The following is a 26,762-nucleotide window of genomic DNA, read 5'->3' on the forward strand; positions in this document are numbered from 1 at the left end:
CTCCTCTCACGCCGCCCGGTAATCCGGCGCCGTCGCCAGGAACTTGGCGTAAGCATCCGCATCCGGCGGCTGGAAGCGCCCCGCGAGTCCGCCGCGCTTCTGCTGCTTTGCGCCGATGTCGGCCATCAGCTCGTCGAAATGGCGGTAGTGAAAGGGTGCGACGCAGAGGCCGCCATAGACGCCCGCCGCCGGCCGCTCGACGCGCTTGAAGTGCAGCATCATCTCGATGTTGTCGCGCATCGCCTGCGCCGTCGGCTGGTTGGCGAGCTGGCCGTCGGCGTAGCGCACCAGCCAGTTCGCCGCGAGGTCGGCGCAGAGCACGGTGCAGAACGAGGAGTTGAAGCCGACGAAGCCGAGCTCCGGCAGATCGGGGTTGGCGATCAGGCGATAGAGCCGGTACTGCCCGTCGGCATCGACCAGCTTCGCTTGATAGGCCTCGGGCAGGAACGGCACGCCGAGCTTGTAGCCGATCGCGAGCACCGCGACGTCGGCGCCCACGCGTTCGCCGCCGCTCATCACGATGCTGTCGCCCTCATAATGGTCGAACGTGCCGAACACGGCCTTGATGCGGCCGTCGGCGACCATCGGATAGAAGCCCGGCGTTGCGATCGGCACCGAGCAGTTGACGCCGTCCTCGATCCGTTCCTTCGGCACCATGTTGCAGCGGCCGAGCTTGAGCTGCGCCTTCAGCAGGCTCTCCAGCCCGCGCCAGTTCGCCCAGACCAGCGGCGCGGCGATGCGATGGGCGAGCCGCCCCATCGCGCCGATGCCCCAGCCGGGAAACATCTCCTCCTGCGCGCGGATGTAGAGGATGCGCTTGAAGTTCACGAGCCCGCCGATGAAATAGGGAATGCGCCAGACCGGCTCGCGCATCACGATCGTGACCTCGCGCGCGCCCGACTTCACCGCGTTCACGGCGATGTCGGTCGCGGACTTCGAGCCGCCGAGCACGACGACGCGGCGTCCTTTCGCCAGCGTCGGATCGCCGTATTTCGACGAGTGCAGGATCTGGCCGCCCTGCGCCAGAAAGCCGTCCTCCCCAGGGCAATGCAGCTCGCGCGGCTCGTTGAATTGCCCGGTGCAGACCGCGACGAAATCGAAATCCTCGTTCGTGCCCGTGCCGTTCTTGTCCTTCAAGGCCAGTGTCCATCCCGGTCTGCCGTCGGCACGGCGCGCCATGCCGGCGACTTCGGTGTTGAGCCGCAGCATGTGGTCGAGGCCGAAGCTTTTGGCATAGTTGGCGAGATAAGCGTGGACCTGCGGCCCGGTCGGCCATTCCGGATAGGCCTCCGGCATGGCGCGGTCGGTGTAGCGGTAGAGCTCCTTCGGGCTCTGGGTCTGCACCTCAGGGTAGGAGCGCGCCGGCTCCCAGACGCCGCCGAGATCCGAGCTGCGCTCGACGATGGTGACGCGGTGGCCACGGGTGGAGAATGCTTTCGCGGCGGCAAGGCCGGAGACACCGGCGCCGATCACGCAGACATGTTTTGGTTTTGGGCTGACCATGGGATTGCTCGTTGTGTTTGGCGCGCAAGCGGCCGCGTTCGGCCGCAAGGCGCGGCCGGCCGGCTGCAAGCAGATGGAAGCGGAAGGAAGCGGCGACGGCTAGTCGTTGGCCTCGGGCGGCAGGAAGTCGACCTCATGTAGGGCCGAGATGCGCACGACTTCCGCGGGGTCGGTCAGATTGTGCAGCTGGTTGAACAGCGCCTCCAGCTTCTGCATCGGCGAGACCCAGAACAGCGCCCGGCACGGCTTGTCGGATTTGTTGAAATAGCCGTGCGGGATGCCGCGGGGCATGCGCACGAGGTCGCCGGCATGGGCCTTGACCCATTGACCGTCGAGCTTGAGATCGAGCGTGCCTTCCTGCACCAGGATGAACTCGTCCTGGGTCGGGTGGATGTGCACCGGCACGAACTGGCCGGGATCGCTGTTGGTTTCGAACGCGAAGGTGGAATCGGTCACGGCCTTGGGGAAATAGACCTGGCCAAGGATGTTCCAGCTCTTGCCGCCATAGCCCGTGCCGTTGGCGGTAATGCCTTTTTCGAGTGCAGTCATGGCTCGCTCCTCATGGATTCCGGCGGGGACGGAGCATCGGCCGGGGACGGGCCGCCTGTCTATCCGCTAAACGAATCCGGAGCGCCTGTTGCCATGCAGCACGATGATTTTGCGAGCTTCGGCCCTTTTCGCGCCCGCGGAACTATTATAGGCTTAAAGTAATTCCGGGCGCGAAGCATGGTCGACGATGTCCGCAGCCGAGCTGGAAATGAGCGCAAGAGCCTCTGCAGCCGAACGGCTTGCGGCCTTCGCCCGCGTGACCACGGACGATGTCGACGAGGCGGCCGAGCAGATCGGGCGCATCTTCTGCCCGCATGATCTCGAGCCGACGCAGGCGCGCGCGGCCGGCTTCTCGGCCCGGCACAATTGCGCGGCCTTCGACGGCTTTTCCATCAACTACGTCGCCTATGGCGGATCGGTCAGCATCGATCCGGGCTGCCTCGAGCGCTTCTTCCTGGTGCAGGTCCCGCTCGCGGGCGGCGCCCGCATTCGTGCCGGTCATCGCGAGCTCGATGCGGCGCCGGGCCGGACGGCGTCGCTGCTGTCGCCGACGATTCCGACCCGGATGATGTGGAGCGATTGCGCGCAGGCGATCCTGCTGCTCGACCGCCGCATGGTCGAGCAGCGCGCCGCGGCCTTGTCGGGCAGGGCGGCCGGGGCGGTCGAGTTCGATCCGGTGATCGAGCTCGATGCGCCGTCCGGGCGAGCCCTGCAGGCCCGGCTCGCCGAACTGATGACGCTCGCCGAGCGTCTCGGGCCATCAGGCCGACTGTCGCCGGTCGCGATGGCCGATCGGCGCGAAGCGCTTCTCGATCATCTCCTCAACGGGCAGCGGCATAGCCACTCGGATGCGATTGAAACCTTCTCCGGCCAGGCCGAGCGCCTGCCGCGCGCGCTCCGCGCCGCACGCGAACATCTGGCCGACAATGCCGGCGAGCCGCTCGATCTCGCGCAGCTCGCCTGCGCCTCCGGCATCGGCATCCGCGCGCTGCAGCTCGGCTTCCGCCGTCACTTCGGCCTGTCGATCTCGCAGATGCTGCTCGACATGCGCCTCGCCGGTCTGCATGCGCGCCTCGCGCAGGCCGCGCCCGATGCCTCCATCACCGACATCGCGTTCGATCTCGGCTTCACCCATCTCGGCCGCATGGCCGGCGCCTACCGCGAAAAGTTCGGCGAGACGCCATCGGCGACGCTGCGCCGAAGGATGAGCTAGCGCGGATGCTACTTCCGCGACCGCGTCGTGCCACTATCTTCCGCGGCCTGCCTGCGCAGAAACGCCTCGACGTCGGCCTGTACCGAGTAGGGCGTCGGGATCGCATCGCCGGCGGAATCGACTGCGGTGTCGAGGCTGCGCCGCAGCAGGCGTGCCAGCTCGGCCTTGCGGTAGGGCTTTCGCAGCAGCGGCGCACCCATCGTGGCGCGTCCCTGTGCATGCAGGGAATCGTAGGCGTAGCCGGAGGTGAAGAGGACCCGCAAGGACGGTCGTGCGGCCACCATCTGCTCGGCGAGCTCGCGTCCGTTCATGCTGCCGGCCATCACGATGTCGGTGAAGAGCAGGTCGAACGGGGCGCCTTCGGCCGCGATGGCGAGGGCCTCGGTCGCATCGGCGGCGGGGATGACCTTGTAGCCGAGCCCTTCGAGCTGGACCGTGACGTAGCGGCGGACCTCGCGGTCATCCTCGACACAGAGGATGGTTTCGGTCCCGCCGACGATCTTGCGGTCGTCGTAGCCGGTCGGACGCAACGTGCTCGCCTCCGCCTTCGGCAGGTAGATCGTGAAGATGGTGCCGCGTCCTTCTTCGGAGGCGACCTTGATGCCGCCACCGGACTGCTTGACGAAGCCGAACACCATGCTGAGCCCGAGCCCCGTGCCTTTGCCGACCTCCTTGGTCGAGAAGAACGGATCGAAGATGCGTTCGAGAATGGCTTGCGGAATGCCGGTGCCGGTGTCGGCAATCTCGATCTCGACATAGTCGCCGGCATAGCCGGCGCCGACCGCCAGGGCCTCGCGCACGCCGAACACGACGTTGCGCGTCGTCAGCGTCAGCCTGCCGCCGTCCAGCATGGCATCGCGGGCATTGATGGCGAGGTTGAGCAGCGCCGAGCTCAATTGCCCGCGGTCGGCGTAGGCCAGCCAGACATTGCCGCCCAGCTTCGTCACGATCTCGATCTTCTTGTCGAAGGTTGCGAGCAGCAGCTTGGCGAGCTCCTCGATGAGCGCATTGACGTCGATCTCGGCCGGCTGCAGCGCCTGCTTGCGGGCAAAGGAGAGCAAGCTCGACGTCAGCGCGGCGCCGCGATCGGCGGCCTCGCTGATCAGCTTGGTGATGGTCGCCAGCGGCGGGTTGTCCTTGACGGCGTCGGCGAGGATCTCGATCGTGCCTGTTATCACCGTGAGCATGTTGTTGAATTCATGCGCGATGCCGCCGGTGAGCTGCCCGACCGCGTCCATCTTCTGGGATTGGATCAGCTGCTCCTCGGCGGCGCGCGTCTGGGTGATGTCCCTGACGAAGGTGTTGATGATGGAGCGCTCTTCGATCCGCAACACCGTGCTTGACGCCTCGACCAGGATATTCTCGCCGTTCCTGTGGACCAAGGTGACTTCGAAGCGCATGCCGGCCGGCGCGGCGGACAATTCCGGAACGAGCCGCGCCATACGTTGCCTGAAGGCGGCGCGCAGCGGGTCGGCAACGAGAAGATCGACGACATCGGCGCCCCGCGCCTCCTGCCGCGTCCATCCGGTCAGCGCCTCCGCCTGAAAGCTCCACTCCAGCACGGTGCCGCTCTCGTCGATCTGAATGAAGGCATCGAGCGCGGTCCTGATGACGGCTTGCATCATGTGCGTGTTGGTCTGCGCCTGCCCGGCCAGCAGCTCAGCGGTGCGTATTTCCCGCGACGTCTCGATCGCACGCGCGCAGAGAGGGACGAGCAGCACCGCCACGGCGGCGCTGACCAAGAGCGCGAGGAGCTGGGCCGTGCCGAATTCGGCACTGCCGGTCGCCAGAGAGGAGGCGAGGAAGGCTGCAGCAGTCACGATGGCCTGTGCGGCCAACGCGAGGGTCAGAAGCCTCCTGAGTTTCATGGTCTCACACCAAAGACGCCGGCCGCCCCCGCCGCTTCGCGAGCTGCGGGCATCATGTGAGCTACAGACTAGGCGCGGCGGCGTCGAGGGGCAATTTCCGGTGGTGCGGGACGGGGCCGCTTCAACCCGCCGGCGAGTCGGTCTGCCGCAGCGTCGTCACCCAGATCACGCGCGCCACCTGCTGGGTCGGGTTGTCGAACATGTGGGGCACGATGCTCGGAAAACGAAAGCTGTCGCCGGCTTCCAGCACATGGGCCTGGTTGTCGAGCCACAGCCGCAGGCTGCCCGCGAGGATGTAGCCCGCCTTCTCGCCGGTGTGCTGCAGGAAGTCGGTGCCGGAGGAGGCGCCGGGGTTGAGCGTGAGCTCGTAGAGCTCGAGCTGGCCCTTGCCTTCCGGGGTCAGCGCTTCCTTGACGACGCCGCTGGCGGTGAGCCGGAGCAGCCTCCGGTTGCTCTTGCGCACGATGTAGCGCTGCCCGTCGGCGGGATCGCTGCTCTCGAAGAAATAGGAGATGGGGACGTCGAGCGCGATGCCGAGCAGGCGCAGCGTGCGGATCGAGGGCATCGCGCGTGCGCGTTCGAGCTGGCTGATCATGCCGGTCGACAGGCCGGTCTTGTTGGCGACGTCCTGGATCGAAAGGCCGGCGCGCTGTCGCAGCAGCCGCACGGTTTCACCCAGGCGCTGGTCGACCGCATCGTCAGCTTCGATCGTGGAAGCGTCCTTGGTGCCGTTGGTATCGCCTCGACCATCCATGTCGCTCTCCCATGCATCATCTCAGCCTCGGGCATCGCGCCTCGTGGCTTCAGTCGGATTGAAAAGCGAACGCATTCTAGCAATGCGATTGACAGCTGTATTTAGTCGTGATGAACTTTTGGAAGAAAAATTTAGAAGCACTAAAGCCCACTCCTGTCCCTTTGCCGGGGTCTCGGGGGCGCGGGAGACGGTGCCGCGTGCGGAAACGGAGAGTGGGTCATGGCAGACGACACCGGCAAGTTCGGCGTTGGGGCAGGGCATCTCGGCATTCCGAATCGCCGTCAATTCTTCCAGCTCGGCGCAGGCGCGGCGGCGGGATGGACGCTTTCGAGCAGTGCGTTGGCCCAGACTGAACGCCTGACCGCTCCGCCGGACAAGCCGCGCGGGCAGGTGATCGCGGCGCTTTCGCAGGAGCCGACCGTCTTTCATCCCTTGATGCCGGGCATCGAGGTCGATCTGGGCATCTGGTGGCAGGTGTTCTCGCCGCTCTGGTACATCGATCCCGACGGCAAGTTCGTCCCCGACCTCGCCCGCGAAGTCCCGACCCTCGAGAACGGCGGCCTGTCGGCCGATGGGTTGACCTGGAAGATCAAGCTCCGCAGCGACGTGAAGTGGCACGACGGCACGCCGTTCACGGCGGAGGATGTCAAATTCTCCATCGAGCTGATCAACAATCCCGGTTTCCGCGCGCGCAGCCGGGTCGGCCACAGCCTCGTCAAGGACATCACCGTCGTGGCGCCCGACGAGATTCATTGGCGGATGGAAGCGCCCTATTCGCCCTATATGTCGATCCTGGCGTCGTTCACCTTCATCGTGCCCAAGCACATCCTGGAGAAGGTGTCCGATCCGAACGCCTCACCGTTCCACAATGCGCCTGTCGGGACCGGCCCGTTTCGCTGGGGCGAGCGCGTGCCCGGCGACCATATCCAGTTGAACGCCCACACCGGCTATCATGGCAAGGGGCCGTACCTCGAACGCGTGGTCTTCAAATACATCCCTGATCTCACCGTGCTCTACACCCAGTTCCGCACCGGTCAGGTCGACTACACGGGCCTGCAAGGCATCCTGCCGAACTTCGTGCAGGAGGCAAAGACGCTGAAGGGCCGCAAGATCTTCGTTTCTTCGACGTCCTCGGTAGAGCATATCGCGCCGAACCTGGATTTTGGCCCTTTCACCGATCGTGCCGTGCGCGAGGCGCTCTATCTCGGCATCAACAAGCAGGCGATCATCGACGCGCTCTATTACGGCCTGCCGACGCAGACCGAGAGCTTCGTGCCGCAGCAGGCCTGGTCGTTCCAGCAGGGGCTGCCGCAGCACAAATACGATCCTGCCAAGGCCAACGCGCTGCTCGACGCCGCGGGCTGGGTTCGCGGCTCCAGCGGCATTCGCGAGAAGGGCGGCGTCAAGCTCGAGTTCGCCAACTCGACGACGGCGGGCAGTGCCGTGCGCGAACAGTGCCAGCAGCTCCTGATCCAGGACTGGCGGGCCATTGGCGCGGCGATGCGCGTCAACAACATGCCGGCGGCCGTGATCTGGGGCGACTTCTGGCAGCAATCGAAGTTCAATTCGGTGATCGTCGGCGTGAACTTCATGCTGGGCAGCGACCCCGACGTGACACCGCGCTTCGGCTCCGGCGCCATTCCCGCCAAGGGCGGCCGCGGCTACAACACGTATCAATATCAGAGCGCGGAGGCCGACCGACTGTTGTCTCAAGGCGCCAAGCAATTCGACCTGGCGCAGCGCAAGGCGACCTATGGCGAGCTGCAAAAGCTGATCCGCAACGACCTCGCCATCCTGCCGCTGTTCCAAGGCTTCATCGCCGAGGGCATCAAGGAGGGGCTGCAAGGCTTCCGTCCAAACATCAACATGTCGATCAACAGCTGGAACATGCGCGAATGGTATTGGGCGTGATGCGTCCAATGCGCTGGATCGCCTGAGATGGCCCGTTACGTCGTCAACCGCCTGGCCCAGGCGATCATGCTGCTCGTGATCGTCTCGGGGATCGGCTTTGCCATCCTGCATCTGGCGCCCGGCGGCCCGCTCTCGCAGTTTGCCGTCTCCGGACAGATGACGCAGGAGGATCTCGACCGCGTCACCAGGCAACTCGGCCTCGATCGGCCGCTGCCGATCCAGTATCTCGACTGGTTCGGCCGCATGGTGCGGGGCGATTGGGGCAAGTCGTATCGCGACGGCGAGCCGGTGCTGTCGGTGATCTCCTCGCATCTCGGCGCCACGCTGGAGCTGATGGCGACGGCGACCATCATCGCCGTGCTGCTCGGCTGCTGGATCGGCATCCTTGGCGCGCTGCGCCGCTACTCGTTGTTCGATACGCTCGCCACCGTCGGCGCCATGATCGCGCTGTCGATCCCGACGTTCTGGTTCGGTCTCGTCACCATCTACGTCTTCTCGGTCAAGCTCGGCTGGCTGCCGGCGGGCAATCGGCACACCATTGGCGACGGCTCCTTCCTCGACCTGCTGCATCATCTGATCGCGCCGGCCGTGGTGCTGGCGCTGGTCGAGACCGCGATGTGGGGCCGCTTCATGCGCTCCTCGATGCTCGAGGTGATCAACCAGGACTACATCCGCACCGCGCGCGCCAAGGGCATGCCGGAATGGCGCATCCTCACGGTGCACGCACTGCGCAATGCGCTGTTGCCGATGATCACGGTCGCCGGCCTGCAGTTTCCGACCCTGCTCGGCGGCGCGCTGGTGGCGGAGACCGTGTTCACCTGGCCGGGCATGGGCCGGCTGTTTCTCGATTCCATCGGCTATCGCGATTATCCCGTGGTCATGGGCATCCTGATGTTCTCGGCGACGATGGTGCTGATCGGCTCGCTGCTGGCCGACATCCTCTATGCCGTCGTCGATCCGCGCATCCGGGTGGGCTGAAGCGATGGCGACCGCAACCCTCTCCACCGTTCAGCTCGCGCCCGGCCAGGCCGCGTGGCGGCGCTTCCGCCGGCATCGGCTGGCACTCGCCGGCGCATTGATCATCCTGGTGCTCGTGCTCGGCTCGGCCTTCGGTCCCTATCTGCTGCCGTTCGATGACACCTATATCGACATCATGAAGCGGTTCGCCCCGCCGCTCTCCGGCGCGCATATCCTCGGCACCGACGAGCTCGGCCGCGACGTGCTGGCGCGGCTGTTGATGGGCGGTAGGGTCTCGCTGTCGATCGGCATCGTCGCGATGGTGATCGCGATGGCGGTCGGCATCGTCGTCGGCGCGTTTGCCGGCTTCTATGGCGGCGCCGTCGACGCGGTGCTGATGCGGCTCGTCGACGCCGTGCTGTGCTTTCCGACCATCTTCCTGCTGCTGGCGCTCGCAGCGCTCACCGAGCCCGGCCTCGTCACGACCACCGTGCTGATCGCGGCGACGGCTTGGATGGCGGTCGCGCGCGTCGTCGAGGCCCAGGTGCGCTCGTTGCGCGAGCGAGAATTTGCACTCGCCGCGCTCGCCTTCGGCTCCTCGAACCTGCGCATCATGTTCCGCGAGCTCGTGCCCAATGCGATCGCGCCGATCGTCGTTGCCGCGACGCTCAACGTCGCCAAGGCGATCCTGCTCGAATCCTATGTCAGCTATCTCGGCTACGGCATCCAGCCGCCGGCGGCGAGCTGGGGCAACATGCTCAACAATGCGCAGATCTATCTGACCAGCGCGCCCTGGCTCGCGATCGCGCCTGGCGTCGCCATCACGCTCGCGGTGACCAGCTTCAACTTTCTCGGTGACGGCCTGCGCGACGCGCTGGATCCGCGAATGAACATCCCGTGACGCGCAAGACTCTCTGACGCGCAAGACCTCGAACTGAACTCCAGGAGTGCCCCATGTCCCCGCCGCTCAACCGCATCAACAGCGACGAACGCCTGCCGGCGCAGGTGGATGTCGTCGTCATCGGCGGCGGCGTGATCGGCGTGTCCGCGGCCTATCATCTGGCGAGGAAGGGCCACTCCGTCGCGGTGGTCGAGAAGGGCCATGTCGGCGGCGAGCAGTCGAGCCGCAATTGGGGCTGGTGCCGCCAGCAGGGCCGCGCCCGCGAGGAGATCCCGCTCGCGCGCGAGGCGCTGCGGCTGTGGGAGGACATGCAGAACGATGCCGGCGTCGATGCCGGCTTCCGCCGCACCGGCGTCTTGTTCCTCACCAAGAGCAGGGACGAGCTCGCCGGCTGGGAGCGCTGGGCAGCGGTTGCGCGCGAGCAGCAGGTCCACTCCACCGTCCTGACGCCGGCGGAGGTCGCCGAGCGCATGCCTGGTAATGCCGACACATGGGTCGGCGGCCTGCACACGCCGAGTGATGGCCGCGCCGAGCCGTCGATGGCTGTCCCTGCGCTCGCCACCGCCGCGCGCAAGCACGGCGTCACCGTCCACCAGGGCTGCGCCGCGCGCGGGCTGGAGACGACTGGCGGACGCGTCAGCGCCGTCGTCACCGAGAAGGGCACCATCCGCACCCAGTCCGTGCTGCTGGCGGGCGGCGCGTGGTCGTCGCTGTTCTGCCGCCGCCACGGCATCGAGCTGCCGATCGGCCTCGTCAACGCCACCGCGTGCCGGACCACGCCGGGACCGGAGATCACCTCCGGCGCGCTCGGCACGGATTTCTACTGCATACGCCGCCGCCTCGACGGCGGCTTCACGCTGGCGCTGCGCAACCGCGGCACGGTCGAGCTGTCGCCGGACCTGTTCCGTTACGCGCGCACGTTCTGGCCGACCTATCAGCACCGCAAGAACGGATTGAAGCTCTCGTTCGGTAAGTCGTTCTTCGATCAGCTCATGCGCGGTACCAGCTGGAGCTTCGACAAGCCGTCCCCGTTCGAGGCCGAGCGCGTGCGCGATCCCGCGCCCGACATGTCGCTGGTCAATGCGGCGCTGGCGGCGCTGATCAAGTCGAACCCCGGGCTGAAGGACATCGAGATCGCAGAAGCCTGGGGCGGCACCATCGACTGCACGCCCGACACGATTCCGGTGATCTCGCCGGTCGACGCGCTGCCGGGCTTCTTCCTCGCCACCGGCTTCTCGGGCCATGGCTTTGGCATCGGTCCCGCGGCCGGCAAGCTCGCCGCCGACATCGTGACCGGCTCGACGCCGCTGGTCGATCCCGCCGCTTACAGCCACAAGCGCATGATCGACGGCCGTCGGCTCGCGCCGGTCAGCCCGTTCTGAGGCGGGCATGACGGTTCTCTACAAGGCCAACATGGTGCGCGGTGCCGAGTGGGCGCGCTTCTTCGCGGAGCGCGCGCCCGACATCCCGTTCCGACTCTGGCCCGACATCGGCGATCCCGCCAATGTGCGCTATCTCGTGGCCTGGGTGCCGCCGGATGACATCGCGACGACGTTCCCGAATCTGGAGCTGGTCGTCTCGGTCGGCGCCGGCGTCGATCAGTTCGACATCACCAAGTTGCCGCCGCATGTTCCGCTGGTCCGCATGATGGAGCCTGGCATCACCGATCGCATGGTCGAATATGCCTGCATGTCGGTGCTGGCGCTGCACCGCGATCTCGTGCAGTTCATCGCGCAGCAGCGCGATCAAGTCTGGCGCGAGCTGCCGGCGACGTACACGAGCGAGCGGCGTGTCGGTTCGGCCTGCTCGGCCGGGCGGTGCTGGAACGGCTCAAGACGTTCGGCTTTCCGCTCTCGGCGTGGAATCGTTCGCCGCGCGAGATCGAAGGCGTCACCTGTTATGCGGGCGCCGACTCCTTGCCGGATTTTCTGGGGCAGAGCGACATTCTGGTCTGCCTGCTGCCGTTGACCTCGGAGACGCGCGGTATCCTCAACGCAAAGCTGTTCGCGCGCCTGCCGCGCGGTGCGCGGCTGCTCAATGTCGGGCGGGGCGGGCATCTGGTCGAGGCCGACCTCATCGCGGCGCTGGACAGCGGTGTGCTGTCGGCTGCCGTGCTCGACGTCGCCGAGCCCGAGCCGCTGCCTGCGGGCCATCCGTTCTGGAGTCATCCGCGCATTCTCCTGACGCCGCACATCGCCAGCACGACAAAGCCGGAAACGGCGGTCGGCTATGTGCTTGATACCATCGCGCGACACCGCCGCGGCGAGGCCTTGCCGGGACTGGTCGATCGCAAGCGGGGGTACTGAGGTCATAATGGGAACACCGGTGCAGCCACGAGCGAAGTTCACCTCTCCCGCTTGCGGGAGAGGTCGGCGCGCAGCGCCGGGAGAGGGCTCTCTCCTCTTGGGGGTTCTCGCTTGCCGAGACACCCTCTCCCCGACCCTCCCCCGCAAGCGGGGGAGGGAGCGCACCTTCTTCGCGGCGAGCGTTAGGGTCCGCGCATGAGCATCGGCGCAAACGCATCCGACCAGATCGTTGCCGCGCAGGCGGCGGTGCTGTCGGTCGCCGGCCTCACCACCTCCTTCATGCTCGAGCGGCATTGGATTCCCGTCGTCCGCAATGTCTCGTTCGACATCGCGCCCCGGGAAACCGTGGCGATCGTCGGCGAGTCCGGTTCGGGCAAGAGCGTGACCGCGCTGTCAATCATGCGGCTCATACCGAAGGAGATCGGCCGCGTCGAGGGGCGGGTCATGCTGGAGGGGCGCGATCTGCTCGCGCTGCCCGAGGCGGGCATGAAGGACATCCGCGGCAATGACGTCGCCATGATCTTCCAGGAGCCGATGACGAGCCTCAATCCCGTGCTAACGATCGGCTTCCAGATCGCGGAAGCGCTGATCCAGCACCGCGGCCTGTCGCGCGCGGCGGCGGAGGCGGAGACCATCCGCCTGCTCGATCGCGTCCGCATCCCTGCGGCGGCATCGCGCTTCCACGAGCATCCGCATCGCTTTTCCGGCGGCATGCGCCAGCGCGTGATGATCGCGATGGCGCTGGCCTGCAAGCCGAAGCTCCTGATCGCGGACGAGCCGACCACCGCGCTCGACGTCACTATCCAGGCCCAGATCCTCGAGCTCTTGAAGGAGCTTCAGCAGGAGGAGGGGATGTCGATCCTCTTCATCACCCACGACATGGGGGTGGTCGCCGAGATCGCGGACCGCACCGTGGTGATGTATGGCGGGCAGGCGGTGGAGACGGATGCCACCGCGCGCATTTTCGCCGCGCCTGCGCATCCCTATACGCGCGCGCTGCTCGCGGCCGTGCCGCGCCTCGGCTCGATGGATGGGCGGCCGCGGCCGATGCGTTTTCCGATCGTCGACAAGGTGACCGGGACGTCGGACGAGCCGTCCGAGACGCCTGACACTGTCTCACCCGCCGCGCGGCCTTTGCTCGAAGTCTCAAATCTCACCACGCGCTTTCCGATCCGCTCGGGCCTGTTCGGCAAGGTCTCGGGCCGCGTCCATGCGGTCGAGAACGTCTCCTTCACCTTGCGTGCCGGCGAGACATTGGCCCTGGTCGGTGAATCCGGCTGCGGCAAGTCGACCACCGGCCGCTCCATCCTGAAGCTGACGGAGCCGGACAGCGGGACGGTCCTGATCGACGGCCAGGATGTGCTGACCATGAATGGCCGAGCCTTGCGCGATGTCCGCAAGCACATGCAGATCGTGTTTCAGGATCCGTTCGCGAGCCTCAATCCGCGCATGTCGGTGGGAACGGCGATCGCTGCGCCCTTGCTTGCCAACGGACTCGCGACGGCGTCGCAGGCGCGCGACAAGGTCGCCGACCTGCTCGTCCGCGTCGGCCTCTCAGCCGACATGGCCGCGCGCTTCCCGCACGAATTCTCCGGCGGCCAGCGCCAGCGCATCTGCATCGCGCGCGCGCTCGCGCTCGGGCCGAAGCTGATCGTTGCCGACGAAGCGGTCTCCGCGCTCGATGTCTCGGTGAAGGCGCAGGTCGTCAACCTGATGCTCGACCTGCAGGCCAGCATGGGCCTCGCCTATCTCTTCATTTCCCACGACATCGCCGTGGTCGAGCGCATGAGCCACCGCGTCGCGGTGATGTATCTCGGCGAGATCGTCGAGATCGGCCCGCGCGCATCGGTGTTCGGCAACCCCCAGCATCCCTACACCAAGAAGCTGATGGCCGCCGTGCCGGTGCCCGACCCGTCACGCCGCGGCACGCGGCGCCAGGCCTCCAACGACGAGATCAGAAGCCCGGTCCGCGCGCCGGACTATCAGCCGCCGGTGCGGCAATATCGCGAGGTATCGCCCGGCCACGTCGTGCAGGTGTGGGGCGAGGAATGGTCGGCCTGACGCTGCGAGCTGCACGAACCCAAGCGCGGATCTTTGATTTCGGCCAGACGTGTCAGCCTGCTGACCAACCGCGCGTTGCAGATCCAGCGTGTTCGCCTTCCGTTATCGCGACAATGCAGACGCGTCCTCCGGAAATTGTGACTGAATGGAGCGTCAGGGAGGAGCCGTGTGTGAACCGCTTCATACGCGATCGCTCTTTTTCGGAATTACCACTAATCCAACGAAATTGCCGCACCCGGATCATTTCAAACACGGGTGAGACGCAATGCCTGCGCAGCCACATGCTCGCAGCTTTGGATTGGCTCCGTCTCGTTCACGAGCAAAGCCAGTCCCATCACTCAGCAACGATCCTTCAGAAATTTGGAATGAAAGGGCATCGCGCAACTCATGCAGCTTCTGTTCGGGGTCGGCCGGTAGGCTGCTACTTACTCAGAAGGAGCTCCTATGAAGATAAGCAGCGCAATTTCCAGCGCCTTCTCTGCAACAAGGCGCGTCGGCAATCTTCGGATCGCCCGCTCCAGTCTGATTAAATCGGCCCATCTTCTTGAAAGAATAGGGCTGGCCGCCGTTGGGGCCTCTGGCGGGCTCTATGTTGGAGCGACCCTGTTACGTCAGAAAGCCGGACTGTTTGAAAGCGGCTGGATCGTCCTGATAACGATGCTCTACGGAGCGCTTGGCTATTACGTGGGAATTGATTTGTCCGGCAATGGTGCACAGAGGCCGACATCGAGTATCTCGGAAGAATGGAACGGTTCCGAGCCAGTCGAGATCATGAGTGCGGCGGGAACGTTCGGCGCGGCAATCGCTGCAACTCTGTCCGTCAGCATCCTTGTCCTTGATCAAAATCTGCCTAACGGCCTGATCGGCTTTGTTGCCGGCTGCTGGGTGGTTGGTTCTTCGCTTCAGGTTGCGGCGGGCACGATGGCTCGCAGTTATGAAGCGCCTATCAGCGAGCAATGAAGGAAGTTGCGGTCGCGGAGAACATCCGCTTGGCACAAGCCGCAGTGCTGGTTCGGCTCTGGTTCGAAACGACCGCGACGATTCTTCGCAACCTCTGCCGTCCAATGCTGCGTGCCGACGATGTTCGGTAGCAAGCCTGTTCGCATCGAGCAGCGTCACCGCTTGAACGCAATATCGGTATTGAGAAACCTAGGTTATCGCGCAACAAACAAAACGTGCCATCATGGTGGTGTTGGTATATTGTCCCCGCGCGCCGTGGTCCAAAATTCTGCTAACCGCCAACCACACGATCGGTGGAGCCAATGCAGATTGCGGAGTGGCTCGATAAGCTGGGGCTTGCGCAATACGCGCAGCGCTTTGCCCAAAATGGGATCGACATAGGCGTCCTTCCCGAACTGATGGACGAGGACTTCGAGAAGCTCGGAGTCCTGCTCGGCCATCGCCGCAAAATGCTGCGGGCTATCGCTGACCTCGATCCAGCCGCGTTGATCGCATCTCCCGCTCCTCCTCAGGACGCCGAGCGGCGTCACCTCACCGTCATGTTCTGCGATCTGGTCGGCTCGACTGCGCTCTCGGCGCGTCTCGATCCCGAGGACATGTGGGAGGTGATCCGCGCCTATCGCGCTGCCTGCGCGAGCGTGGTTGGTGCTTATGATGGCAGGATCGCCAGATTCGTCGGTGACGGAATACTCGTCTATTTCGGCTATCCGCGCGCCCACGAAGACGATGCCGAGCGCGCGGTGCGCGCCGGGCTCGACATGATCGCCGCGATACGCCAGCTCAAGACAGGGACTGACGAACGAGCCGAACTGCGGATCGCAATTGCGACCGGACTTGTGGTGGTCGGCGACCTCATCAGCGGAGATGCGTCGGAGGAGCACGCAACCATCGGCGACACACCAAACCTCGCCGCCCGGCTCCAGAGCCTGGCGGAGCCGGGGGTCGTCGTCGTTGCTTCATCGACGCGCCGGCTGCTTGGCGATCTCTTCTCCCTGCGCAATCTCGGCCGCCGGGAGGTCAAGGGAATGGCAGACCCCATCGCAGTCTGGGCGGTGGAAGGAGCAACCGCATCCGAGAGTCGCTTCGAGGCAGTCCGTGCCGCGCGCTCGATCGGCTTTGTCGGCCGCAAGAACGAGATCGAGTACATCCTCTCGCGTCAGCGGGAGGCATGGCAAGGGCGGGGCCAGATCGTGTTGATTTCCGGCGAAGCTGGCATTGGCAAGTCGCGGATTGTGGCAACGCTATCGGAAAGCCCCTCGTTGGGAACGCACCGTCGCGTGCGATATCAGTGTTCGCCTTACCACACCAACAGTGCGCTTCATCCCTTTGTCGCGCAGCTCGAGCGCGCCGCCGGAATTCGCTCGCACGACACGCCGGATCAAAAGCTCGACAAGCTCGAGGCAATGCTGGCGATAGGAACCCAGCAGGTCGCCCGGGCAACGCCGCTGATTGCGGCGCTGCTTTCGATTCCCACCGGCGACCATTGCCCGCCGCTCGGCTTGAGCCCGGCGCAGCAGCGGCGGCAGACATTTGCCACCCTTCTGGATCAGCTTGAGGGATTGGCGCGAGACCAGCCGCTGCTGATCATCTGCGAGGATATGCATTGGGCCGATGCGACGACACTTGAGCTGTTCGATCTCGCGGTCGATCGGATCAGAGGACTGCCGATAATCGTGCTCCTGACGTCCCGGCCGGAGTTCGAGCCCTCCTGGTCGGGCCTTGCCAACGTCAGTCTGTTGCGGCTCGACCGGCTCGATCGGCAGGACACGCGCGCGCTCGTCGAGCAGATTGTCGTCGGTCGCCAGCTGCCACGCGAGATGATGGAGCAGATCATCGACAAGACCGATGGCATTCCGCTATTCGTCGAGGAATTGACCAAGATGGTGCTGGAGTCCGGGCTGCTCGTCGAGGATGCCGGGCGCTACCGCCTGAACAGCCCGCTGCCGCCGCTTGCCATCCCTGCGACGCTGCAGGATTCGCTGATGGCGCGGCTCGACCGGCTCGCTCCGGTCAAGGAGGTGGCCCAGATAGGCGCCGCCATTGGCCGCGACTTCTCATACGCGCTGCTGAAAACCGTGGCGGGACGGGACGATTTGACGCTGGGCGCGGCGCTGGCACAACTCGAAGAGGCCGAACTGCTGCTGCGTCGTGGGACGCCGCCCGAAGCAAATTACAGTTTCAAGCACGCCCTCGTTCAGGAAGCGGCCTACGAGAGTCTGCTCAGGAGCAAACGGCAGGTGCTTCACACGCGGATTGGCGATGTCCTGCGCGAGAAGTTTCCAGTCGTCGCCGAGACCGAGCCGGAAGTCCTGGCGCACCACTTCACCGAAGCGGGGCTGAGCGAGATCGCACTCGAGTGGTGGCGCAAGGCGGGCCAGCAGGCGTTGAAACGCTCGGCCTATTCCGAGGCGATCGCGCATCTCGGCAAGGCCATCGCGATCGCCGATCAATTGCCTGACGAGCCCCGCCGGATGATGAGCAGGCTGCATCTTCAAATCGCATATGGCCGCGCCTTGCGGGGCAGCCTCGGGCACAGCGCTCCGGAAACGGTCGCGGCATGGACGCGCGCGCGACAATTCGCGGCCGGTATCGATGATCCCGTTGAACTTGCGCCGGTCCATTCCGGCCTCTTCAATGCCTGCCTGACGCATGGCGAACTTGCTCCGATGCGGGAGCTGGCGGATGCCATCAGGAGCGCCGCTGAGCGACGGCCGGACTCGCCGGTGGCCGCCGTCGTGGCGCATTGGACCGGCGGCGTGACGTGCTGGTTCGCCGGCGAGTATTCGAATGCGCGTACGCATCTTGAGCGGGCGCTGGCGATCTATCGGGCCGAACCGGATCCCGCGACCTTCAGAGCTTCGGCGCTGGATCTTCCGTTCGTCATCATGCGATTTCTCGCCCTGGTGCTCTGGCCGCTCGGCGACATCGCTCGTGCGCGCAGGCTCGCCGCGGAAGCGGTGGGTACTCCGGGTGAAAAACGGGCGCTGTCCCAGGCCAATGCGCTGGTTCATCGCGCTGTGTTCGACGGAGTATGCGGGGGCATGTTGCAGCAGACAGAGACGATCCTGGCGCTCGGTCTCGCGCGCGACCATACGATGCCGCTGTACGCGGCCGCCGGCACCTACCTGAACGGCCTGGCCAAGTGGCGTGCCGGCGACCGAATGGCCGGACTGGCGGACATGCGTCACGGCTGGACCTTCCTGCACGAGAACGATTGCTACCTCTGCGAACCGTTCTGGGGGATGCATGTCGCCCTGGCGATTGCAGATGTCGGCGAAGTCGAGACCGGGCTGGAAATCCTGGACGAATTGATCGCCGGGACGGGACAATCCGGCCAGCATTGGCTTGATGCCGAGTTGCATCGTGTTCGCGGTAAACTCTTGTCCCGCCAAAACCCTTCGGACGAATCCAGTGCCGAAGACGCCCTCAGGCGAGCGCTGGACATCGCACGACATCAGCAGACCAGGACTTTCGAGCTGCGCGGCGCCCTTGAGCTTGCACGCCTGCACAAGACAAATGGCCGAGCGGGTGCGCTATCCGAAGTGCTCGCTCCCGTGCTCGCTCAATTCGAAGCGGAGCATGGCCTTCCCGAATTCGCGGAAGCGAAAGAGCTGTTTAGGAATGGGCGTTAGCCGCGCCGCATTCGATCGGTACAAGCGCCGCGCCGACTTGAAGCCAGAATAGGTCGGCATCTTGTTCTCGATTTCGGAGCCGTAGTTCTCCGGTTTTGACACGTCTTAACCTGTTGTGGTGAAAGCTAGATATGCTTCTCGTGGTTGCGAGGGGGAGTCTGCTGCTGCGGCGGCCATGCGGCGATTGGCTTGCCTTCGCAGGGGCAGGCGGAGCGACCAAAGCCCATTTGGAGATCCAGTCGTGGTTCGCTTGCATGTCGAACGTTTCATTCGCAGTCGGATCGCTCGGCGGTCCCTGGCACTCGGGATCATCGCTCTCAGCGGATGGGCCCTGTTGCCGTATGTGACTTACCGAATCGCTCCCTCCGCCTATGTCAATGCCGAGCTCATGCGGGTGACTGCGCCGATGGCGGGTCAGCTCTCGTCAGATCTTCCACGCAAGGGTGAATATTTCGAGCACACCCGGATGGTGGCGCTGGTCGAGGCGCGTTCGCCGGATCGCCGGCACCTCATGGACCTTGATCAGCAGCTGGCCATGTCCACCAAACGCGCCGAGCTCGCACGCCGGCAACTCGAGGAAATCGCCGAGCTCGATCGCAAGCTCCGCGAGCGAAGCGAGGACTATCGTTCGGGGATGGTCGCGCGCCTGAGCCACGAGATAGGTGAAACGGAAGTTGAAAAAGGCGGCTGTCTCGCTGAGGCGCGGCAGCGGAACGATGTCGCGGGCCGAATGGAGAGGCTCGTGAAGCTCGGCATCAGTTCGCAGATCCGCTCCGGTGAGGCCCAGGCCTCGCAGGAGGCAACCGCAACGCGGTGCCAGATGGCCGGTGAACGCCTGCAGCGCCTCAAGACGGAATTGGGGGCGGCCGAGAAGGGCATTTATCTTCGTGGCGATGCCAACGACGTGCCCTATTCTCAGCAGCAGCGCGAGCGGCTTGTCCTCCGCCGCCAGGAGCTCGAGACAGACCTGTTGCAGAACAGCTCACGTGCCGCGCAGTTGGCCGCGGAAATTGCAGAGGAACGCACTCGACTTGATCGTCTCGATCACTACGATCTGTCCTTGCCCGCAGCCCACGTGGTCTGGTCGGTCGCGGCCAGCCCGGGCTCGATGGTAACGGAAGGGCAGTCGGTCTTCGATTTCGCAGATTGCAAACGCCGGTTTATCGTCGTTGAACTACCCGAGCGCGATTTCGAGAAGATCAAGGCCGGAGATGCGGCTACCGTCCGTCTGATTGGGAGTCGCGAATGGAAGAGCGGCCAGATCCGGCAGGTCCGCGGATCGGCCGCGTATGGCGATGATCGGCTGCTTGCGGCTCGGGTGCCGCGGCCTGATCCGGGCAACATTACCATTGAGATATCGCTTCCGCCCAATGAGACGTCGGCCGACCGCAACGGCTCCTGCGATATCGGACGGTTGGCTGAGGTGCGCTTCGAGCGCAGAACCGACGGCCTGCTACGATTGGTGGGCTCGAAGTTGAAATGGCTGACCGCTCGCCTGGAGCTCGACCAATCGCCCCTGTGAGCGAGATGTTCCATGCAAGCCATGACTCTGCCTCTCTCTCAGCTGTTCGCGCCGATGCTGGGCATCTTTGCTGCGATGTATCTGTTGGCGCCGACCTTCCCAGTCGCGCGCCCTTGGGCGCGTCTTGCGGTCTTTGTCGTGGTTTGGCTTGTGGTGGCCCGCTATCTCGAATGGCGTATTTTCACCACCGCGCTGCCGGCAACCGGGACCTGGTATCAGGTCGGCTGGATCTGGTTCTGTCTGTTCGTCGAGCTTCTGACTTTCACAGATCAGTTCATTCTCTATCTGACGTTCCTTCGCAGGACCGATCGCCGAAGCGAAGCAGATCAGCACGAGCGTCGGCTTCGCAGCCTGCCGGATGATGAGCTGCCCTCGGTCGACGTCTTTATTCCGACCTATGACGAGCCATTCGAGGTGCTCGAAAAGACGATCACCGGCGCGCTGTGCCTGGACTATCCGAACCTCCAGGTCTGGGTCTTGGATGATGGTCGCAGGCCTTGGCTCAGGGCACTCTGCACGCAAAAGGGCGCCGGCTATCTCACGCGCGCCGACAATTTGAATGCCAAGGCCGGCAATATCAATCATGCCCTGACCAAGACGGGTGGCGAGTTCTTCGCGATCTTTGATGCGGACTTCGTGCCGCAGCGCAATTTCCTGATGCGCACGATGGGCTTCTTCGCTGATCCAAAGGTCGGAATCGTTCAGATCCCGCACGCCTTCTACAATGAGGACCCGATGCAGGCGAATCTCGGCCTGCACAGGGGACTGCCGGACGAACAACGGTTCTTCTTCGATTCCATCATGCCGGCGCGCGACGGCTGGGATGGCGCCTTTTGTTGCGGTTCCAACTCCGTCACGCGTCGCGCAGCACTCCGCGCGGTAGGCGATGCCTTGCCGACCCAGTCCATTACGGAAGACATCCTGCTGACGCTCGTCCTGCTGCGCAAGGGATACGTCACCCGCTATCTCTGCGAACCGCTGGCGATTGGACTGGCGCCGGAAAGCCTTGATGCCTTTTTCGTGCAGCGGCAACGCTGGGCGCGTGGCGCGATCCAAACGCTGTACCTCGCCGCCGGCCCGCTCGGCCCCGGACTGGGCTTGATGCATCGGCTCCTCTTCTTTCCGACGCATTGGCTCTCATTGGGCTTGCGGGCGCTCATGGTCGTGGTGGTTCCGATCGTGTTCATGTGGACCGGCTTGGCGCCGGTCGTCGATGTCACCCCAGAATCGGTGTTCTACTACTTGTTCCCCGCGATCCTGGCGCTCAACGGCGGCATCTCCTGGTTCGCGCCGCACGTGCATTTTCCGCTCGCCGCTCAGGTGTCGGCGACGATCCAGAGCTTCAAGATACTGCCGACGGTGCTGGGGACTCTCGTCAAGCCGGCGGGACATGCGTTCAGGGTGACGCCGAAGGGCGCTGCCGCGCGGCGCGCAAGTTACTCTGCTGAGATATTCTGGCCGTCGGCGGTCCTGATGGCGTTGACGGTTGTCGGTGTGGTTCTGAACACGATCCCGGAATGGCGCATCATCGATCATCCGGCGGCTCTACCGATGGTCGCCTTCTGGTCAGTCGTGAACATCGTCGTGCTTTTCTTCGTCTGCATGACCTCGCTGCAGGCGCGGATGGGACGGACCGAGGAGCGTTTCGAGATCGACGAAACTATCTTGATCCGGACCGGGACCGGCGAGCAGCTTTCTGGACGCGGGAGCAACATCTCCCTCTCTGGCGCCGGCGTTCTGCTTGGCCCCGGCATTGACTGTCCTCGCGCCGGAGAACCGCTGCGCCTGCACATCATGCAGGTGGGATGGGTCGATGCGGTGATTGCGCAACAAAGGGGCCGGCTCATCGGGGTGCAGTTCAAATTGCCGCAGTCGCTTGAACGAGACCTGCTGATCCGCAAGCTCTTTACCGTCGCCCGTCTGAAGCGGAACGGTGTCGTCGCGAGCTCGGTTAATAGGGCGATGCTTAAGAACATCTGGTCGTTGGCCGCGCCGTTGCCCCACATTGTTGCAGGCGGCGCGAAGCCCGCGTCGATCTCGCCGACCGAGCGTCTGCCGGCAGAGAGCATGGTCATTCGGCCTCAGCCCCGGACGGACGATTTTGCACGTCTTGCCGGAGCTCGAAGCCTGCATCCGACGAGTTTCACTGAACCTGGCTTTGGCCGGGTGGCCGGCACAGTGCTCGAGGTCGTCGCGCCGAGTTGAGTGCTGAGCGGGCGCAACCGCCTTGTGATGTCAGGACAAGTCATCGCGTGGCCCAGCGCGATACGAGCTTGAAGAGCAGCTCTAGTGCGCCGCGGCGCGACCCTCACGAATTCACGTGCACGAAGTCGCGCAGCAGCGGATAGATCTCGTTGTCCCAGCGCCTGCCGGAGAACACGGCGCGATGGCCGACGGCGGCCTAGTCCGTCAGCGTGATCCTGAGCGGAGCCGGATGGAGATCGCAGGAGCGGCCCGCCTTGGCGACCTGTCCCGGCCCAGGACGTCCGACGATCGAGGGCAATTCGCGGGACAGTGCAATCAGGCCTGCGAGATCGAGGCCGGTGGTCAGGCCGATCTCCTCGCAGAGATTGACGAGGTCTTCGGTGCAGACATTGCCCGACGCGCCGGGCGCAAACGGGCAGCCGCCGAGACCGCCCAGAGATGCATCGAAACGGAGCGCGCCTGCGTCGAATGCGGCCATCACATTGACGAGCCCGAGTCCCCTCGTATTGTGGAAATGCAAGGTCAACGCGTCGCGTGGGACGAGACCAAGCACGGACTTGACGCGCTGCCTCACGAGCTTCGGGTTCGCCATGCCTGTGGTATCTGCAAGCGTGATGCTTCGTGCGCCGAAGCAAAGATATGCCTCGATCAGGCGCAGCACCTTGCCCTCGTCCTGCTCGCCTTCGAACGGACAACCGAAGGCGGTCGCGAGGGTGGCATTGACAGGAGTGCGCCCCGCGGTCGCTGCGATGGCCTCGGCCAGGGCCGATAGTGAGCCCTCGTGGTCCATGCCCATATTGGCGAGGTTGTGCGTCACGCTCGCCGACATCACGAAATTCAGCTCGTCGGCACGCGCCGCCAGCGCGCGTTCGGCGCCCCTGAGATTGGGGACAAGCGCAACGAAGATCACGTTTTTACGTCGGACGATAGAACGGAATACGGCCTCTCCATCGGCGAGCGCAGGGACTGCCTTGGGGGAGACGAACGACCCCGCCTCGATCCGGCGAAAGCCAAACGCGGACAAGCGATCGATCAACCCGACCTTGCGCTGCGTTGCCACGATGACCGGCTCAATCTGGAGGCCATCGCGCGGGCAGACCTCCTGAATGACGATATCGGGTGTGGTGTTCATTGGACGACCCCGCGCTGTCGCAGCTCCCGGATATCCTGTTCGGTCTTGCCCAGTTCGGCGAGGACGGCTTCGGTGTGCGCGCCGAGCTCAGGGCCGCTCCAGAGGATTGCGCCGGGGGTGGCCGAGAGCTTTGGGACGATCCCCGGCATCTTGACCGGGACCTCGCCGGGCAGCATGGCCGGCACGATCATCTCGCGCGCGAGATAGTGCGGGTCGTCGACGATGTCGGCCACCGAATAGATGCGCCCCGCCGGTACGCCTGCGGCTTCGAGCGCCTCCAGGGCATCCGCGACGCTGTGCCGGCCCGTCCAGTCCGCAATGGCCGCATCGAGCTCGGCGTTCCGGGCCACGCGCCCGTCATTGGTCGCGAGTGTCTTATCCGTGCCGAGATCGGGCCGGCCGATCGCGTTCATCAACCGCTTGAAGATTGCATCGCTGTTACCGGCGATGACGATGTAGCTGCCATCGCGCGTCGGATAGGTGTTGGATGGACTGATGCCGGGCAGGGCGCCACCGCTGCGCGCGCGGACATGGCCCATCAGGTCGTATTCCGGAATAAGGCTCTCCATCAGATTGAAGACGCTCTCGAACAGCGAGACGTCGACAATCTGTCCCTTGCCGCCGGTCCTGACATGTAGCAGCGACATCAGCGCGCCGATGACCGCGTGCAGTGAGGCGAGGCTGTCGCCAATGCTGATGCCGGTGCGCGCCGGCGGCGATTGTGGATCGCCCGTCGTGTAGCGTAGCCCGCCCATCGCCTCGCCGATCGCGCCGAATCCGGGGCGATCGCGGTACGGGCCGGTCTGCCCGTAGCCGGAGATCCGCACCAGCGTCAGCTTCGGATTCAGCTCCGAGAGCACGTCCCAGCCGAGACCGATCTTCTCGAGCGCGCCCGGCCTGAAGTTCTCGATCACGACGTCTGCTCTGGCCGCGAGCGCCTTCGCGATTGCAATGCCGTCCGCCGATTTGAGATCGAGCGCGATCGATTTCTTGTTGCGCGATTGCAGGTACCACCACAGCGAAGTGCCCTGATGCAGCTTGCGCCACTTGCGCAAGGGATCGCCTTGGCCCGGCTGTTCGATCTTGATCACCTCGGCGCCGAACTCGGCGAACAGCCGCGCTGCAAAAGGCGCGGCGATCAACGTACCGAGCTCGAGCACGCGAATGCCGGCAAGTGGACCTTCCATCTCGAACCCTCCCCCTCCATTGATGTCTCAAATCTCCTATAGAAGATTTCTCTTTCATAATAGAAAATTTCTGCTAGGCTTCTTCACAACGAGGCGCACGCAAGACGCCATCTAAGGGACGAACACGACATCGGGGGACGCAGCCGTGAGACTCAAGTCAGCGGTGTCGGCCGCAGCCTGGCTGCTGGCCGCAGGAATGCCTGTTGCCAGCGCGCAGGCGCAGCAGCTCGGAACGATCTATGGGTTTGGCGACAGCCTGCTCGACGTGTCGCGCAATTGTCCGATCGCATTCCCGCAATCGGCGCCCTATGGCGCCTGCGGCAACGGCCGCGGGACGCTGCAATGGCTCTCGCAGCTCACGAGCTTCAGCTTCATCAAGACCAACGACTACGCCTACAACGGCGTCGGCAATGGCGTCTTTCCCGCGTTCAACGGCGGGCCGACCGTCGCGCAACAGATCGTCGAGTTCACGGCCGCTGGCCGGAGCTTTCAGCCGAACGACCTGATCGTCGTCGGCGGCATGCCCAACAACTCGGCTGCGCCCTTGCTCGGAATTCTCGATCCGAACGGAGCCCCCTACACGCCGCAAACGCTGTCCGCGGCAACGCTGTCGCGACAATACGACAACATTGCACAGCTGATCAAAGCGGGCGGGCGCAATTTCGTCGTCGAGAACATGTTCTCCTCGTCGGCCTACAATTTCTATGTGACCGGCGGATTCTATCCGTTCGGTCCCCCCTATGCATTTCCGAACATTCCGGGGGCCACGACCTTCTTCGGCCTGGTGAACGCAAATCTTGCGAGCACGCTCGCGCCGCTCGCGGCGCCAGGCGTTCGCCTCCGCGTCATCGATCTCGCCGCGATCTACACCAAGGCCTACACCGATCCGGCAAGCCTCGGCTTCAAGACGGGCACCGCCTGCGTCTTCGACGGCAATTGTGTGAACGCGTCAAAGGACGTGCAGAACCAGCATTTCATGTTCGACCTGCACCCGACCGAAGCCGGCTATGCCGTGATCGCGCGCTACGAGGCCAACCTGCTCGCGGCGCAGGATGGGCTCGCGGCGCAGGCCGATATCGCGCAGCTGACCGCGCAGAACTTCTCCAGCTCGATCTTCTCGCGGCTCGACGCCTTTCGTGTCGACGATCCGCGTGTCACGGGCGGACCGTCTCAGGCCTTCGCGTCCATGGATCGGCCGGGCTTGAGCACGAAGGCGCCGGGACGTCTTGCGCCCGAGCTGCCTCTGTCGGTCTATCTCGCCGCTGCCTATGGCAGCGGCAGCCGCGGCGACCGCTTCGGCGCTGACGGTAACGCCGTCGGTTTCGACTACACGCTGGCGGGCGGCACTCTCGGCGCCGACGTCAAGCTCGGTCCCGACATCCGCGTCGGCGGCGCGCTCAACTACACCAATCCGGTCGCCAATCTGCATGGCGGCAGCGGCCACCTCAATCTCGACAGCTATCAGGTCGCCGGCTATGCGTCCTTGACCCATTCGCATCTTCTGACCGATATCGTCGCAACCTATGGCTACAACAACTATCGGGTCGATCGGCCCGGCGTCGTCGATACGATCCGCGGCAGCACGAGAGGCGACACCTTCACGGCCGGGTTCAAGTCGGCCTATCTGTTCGACATTGGCCGCGTCCGCGTCGGCCCGCTGGTCGGGCTGCTCTACGACTACACCAACGTCGATCCCTACACCGAAACCGGCGATCCCATCATCACCCAGTTCGTGGCGCGCCAGAAGCTCGAAGGCTTGACCGGCAGTGCCGGCGTGCAGTTCCGCATCCCGTTCCTGGTCGGTGCCCGGGCCTTCAACTCCTTCGTCAACTTGACGGCCGAGCACGATTTCCTGGGCGGCGCGCGCACGCTGCTCGCCGCCGAGACGGCCGCGCTCGCGCTCCCGATCTATACCGTCGTGGCGGGAAATCCCGACCGCACCTATGGCAAGGTGGTGGGCGGCGTTTCGACCGCGTTGACCGGCAATGTCAGCGGCGTTCTGACCGCGGCGAGCACGTTCGGAAACAGCAACCCGCAATTTGCCGTGCAGGGCGCGGTGAAGGTCGCGTTCTGAGGCCATGGAAATGAAGAATCCGCCAAT

At 64.8% G+C, this 26,762-nt stretch carries 17 protein-coding genes and 2 pseudogenes; 12 read left to right on the plus strand and 7 right to left on the minus strand.

The features are described 5' to 3' along the window. Positions 1-6 precede the first annotated feature (6 nt). Both XI05_RS06105 and XI05_RS06110 read right to left on the minus strand, forming a co-directional pair. The gene (locus XI05_RS06105; protein WP_271499744.1) at positions 7-1,503 is read right to left on the minus strand and encodes a flavin-containing monooxygenase; all 1,497 of its coding nucleotides are present in this window, start codon (positions 1,501-1,503) and stop codon (positions 7-9) included. Positions 1,504-1,602: 99 nt separating this feature from the next. Further along, a complete protein-coding gene (locus XI05_RS06110; RefSeq protein WP_024339447.1) occupies positions 1,603-2,052 on the minus strand; it encodes a cupin domain-containing protein in 450 nt (149 codons plus the stop codon). Positions 2,053-2,239: 187 nt separating this feature from the next. Between XI05_RS06110 and XI05_RS06115 the strand changes: the two genes are divergently transcribed. Then, a complete protein-coding gene (locus tag XI05_RS06115) occupies positions 2,240-3,265 on the plus strand; it encodes an AraC family transcriptional regulator (RefSeq protein WP_271499747.1) in 1,026 nt (341 codons plus the stop codon). 8 nt (positions 3,266-3,273) lie between these two features. Here XI05_RS06115 and XI05_RS06120 read toward each other — a convergent pair whose 3' ends face one another. Together XI05_RS06120 and XI05_RS06125 are read right to left on the minus strand one after the other, a co-directional pair. Continuing rightward, on the minus strand, positions 3,274-5,133 hold the full coding sequence (locus XI05_RS06120; RefSeq protein ID WP_271499750.1) for an ATP-binding protein: 1,860 nt from the start codon (positions 5,131-5,133) through the stop codon (positions 3,274-3,276). 121 nt (positions 5,134-5,254) lie between these two features. Beyond that, positions 5,255-5,887, minus strand: coding sequence for a cupin domain-containing protein (locus XI05_RS06125; protein WP_271499752.1), 633 nt, complete (start codon positions 5,885-5,887; stop codon positions 5,255-5,257). Between the two features lie 219 nt (positions 5,888-6,106). Between XI05_RS06125 and XI05_RS06130 the strand changes: the two genes are divergently transcribed. The 10 genes and pseudogenes from XI05_RS06130 (at position 6,107) to XI05_RS06175 (ending at position 22,342) form a co-directional block, all read left to right on the plus strand. Beyond that, the gene (locus XI05_RS06130) at positions 6,107-7,798 is read left to right on the plus strand and encodes a peptide ABC transporter substrate-binding protein (protein ID WP_271499754.1); all 1,692 of its coding nucleotides are present in this window, start codon (positions 6,107-6,109) and stop codon (positions 7,796-7,798) included. A gap of 27 nt (positions 7,799-7,825) precedes the next feature. Next, on the plus strand, positions 7,826-8,776 hold the full coding sequence (locus XI05_RS06135; RefSeq protein WP_212254533.1) for an ABC transporter permease: 951 nt from the start codon (positions 7,826-7,828) through the stop codon (positions 8,774-8,776). A gap of 4 nt (positions 8,777-8,780) precedes the next feature. Next, complete coding sequence (locus XI05_RS06140; protein ID WP_271499756.1) at positions 8,781-9,656, plus strand: ABC transporter permease; 876 nt, start codon at positions 8,781-8,783, stop codon at positions 9,654-9,656. A gap of 53 nt (positions 9,657-9,709) precedes the next feature. Then, on the plus strand, positions 9,710-11,038 hold the full coding sequence (locus XI05_RS06145; RefSeq protein WP_271499759.1) for an NAD(P)/FAD-dependent oxidoreductase: 1,329 nt from the start codon (positions 9,710-9,712) through the stop codon (positions 11,036-11,038). 7 nt (positions 11,039-11,045) lie between these two features. After that, positions 11,046-11,962, plus strand: a pseudogene (locus XI05_RS06150) (2-hydroxyacid dehydrogenase). A 195-nt stretch (positions 11,963-12,157) separates the two neighbouring features. Further along, on the plus strand, positions 12,158-14,023 hold the full coding sequence (locus XI05_RS06155) for an ABC transporter ATP-binding protein (protein WP_271499762.1): 1,866 nt from the start codon (positions 12,158-12,160) through the stop codon (positions 14,021-14,023). A 444-nt stretch (positions 14,024-14,467) separates the two neighbouring features. Continuing rightward, positions 14,468-14,983 carry a hypothetical protein gene (locus tag XI05_RS06160; protein WP_260382541.1) on the plus strand — a complete coding sequence of 172 codons (516 nt, stop codon included), beginning with the start codon at positions 14,468-14,470 and terminating at the stop codon, positions 14,981-14,983. 302 nt (positions 14,984-15,285) lie between these two features. Further along, positions 15,286-18,615: an adenylate/guanylate cyclase domain-containing protein gene (locus XI05_RS06165; protein WP_271499764.1), complete on the plus strand. Its 3,330-nt coding sequence runs from the start codon at positions 15,286-15,288 to the stop codon at positions 18,613-18,615. A 241-nt stretch (positions 18,616-18,856) separates the two neighbouring features. Then, positions 18,857-20,137 carry an HlyD family efflux transporter periplasmic adaptor subunit gene (locus tag XI05_RS06170; protein ID WP_271499765.1) on the plus strand — a complete coding sequence of 427 codons (1,281 nt, stop codon included), beginning with the start codon at positions 18,857-18,859 and terminating at the stop codon, positions 20,135-20,137. Between the two features lie 12 nt (positions 20,138-20,149). Beyond that, positions 20,150-22,342, plus strand: a complete 2,193-nt coding sequence (locus XI05_RS06175; protein ID WP_271499767.1) for a glycosyltransferase — start codon at positions 20,150-20,152, stop codon at positions 22,340-22,342. Positions 22,343-22,445: 103 nt separating this feature from the next. Here XI05_RS06175 and XI05_RS39640 read toward each other — a convergent pair. From XI05_RS39640 to XI05_RS06185, 3 genes and pseudogenes are all read right to left on the minus strand, one after another. Further along, positions 22,446-22,538: pseudogene (locus XI05_RS39640) on the minus strand (hypothetical protein); the annotation flags it as partial. Further along, complete coding sequence (locus XI05_RS06180; protein ID WP_271499768.1) at positions 22,539-23,474, minus strand: hydroxymethylglutaryl-CoA lyase; 936 nt, start codon at positions 23,472-23,474, stop codon at positions 22,539-22,541. It lies immediately after the preceding pseudogene. Then, positions 23,471-24,661, minus strand: a complete 1,191-nt coding sequence (locus XI05_RS06185) for a CaiB/BaiF CoA transferase family protein (RefSeq protein ID WP_271499770.1) — start codon at positions 24,659-24,661, stop codon at positions 23,471-23,473. Before XI05_RS06185 ends, XI05_RS06180 begins: the two co-directional genes overlap by 4 nt. 145 nt (positions 24,662-24,806) lie before the next feature. Here XI05_RS06185 and XI05_RS06190 point away from each other — a divergent pair, with 145 nt between their 5' ends. After that, on the plus strand, positions 24,807-26,735 hold the full coding sequence (locus tag XI05_RS06190; protein WP_271499774.1) for an autotransporter domain-containing protein: 1,929 nt from the start codon (positions 24,807-24,809) through the stop codon (positions 26,733-26,735). Positions 26,736-26,762 lie beyond the last annotated feature (27 nt).

Origin of the sequence: Bradyrhizobium sp. CCBAU 11357, from assembly GCF_028128865.1 — a bacterium.
Lineage (GTDB): Bacteria > Pseudomonadota > Alphaproteobacteria > Rhizobiales > Xanthobacteraceae > Bradyrhizobium.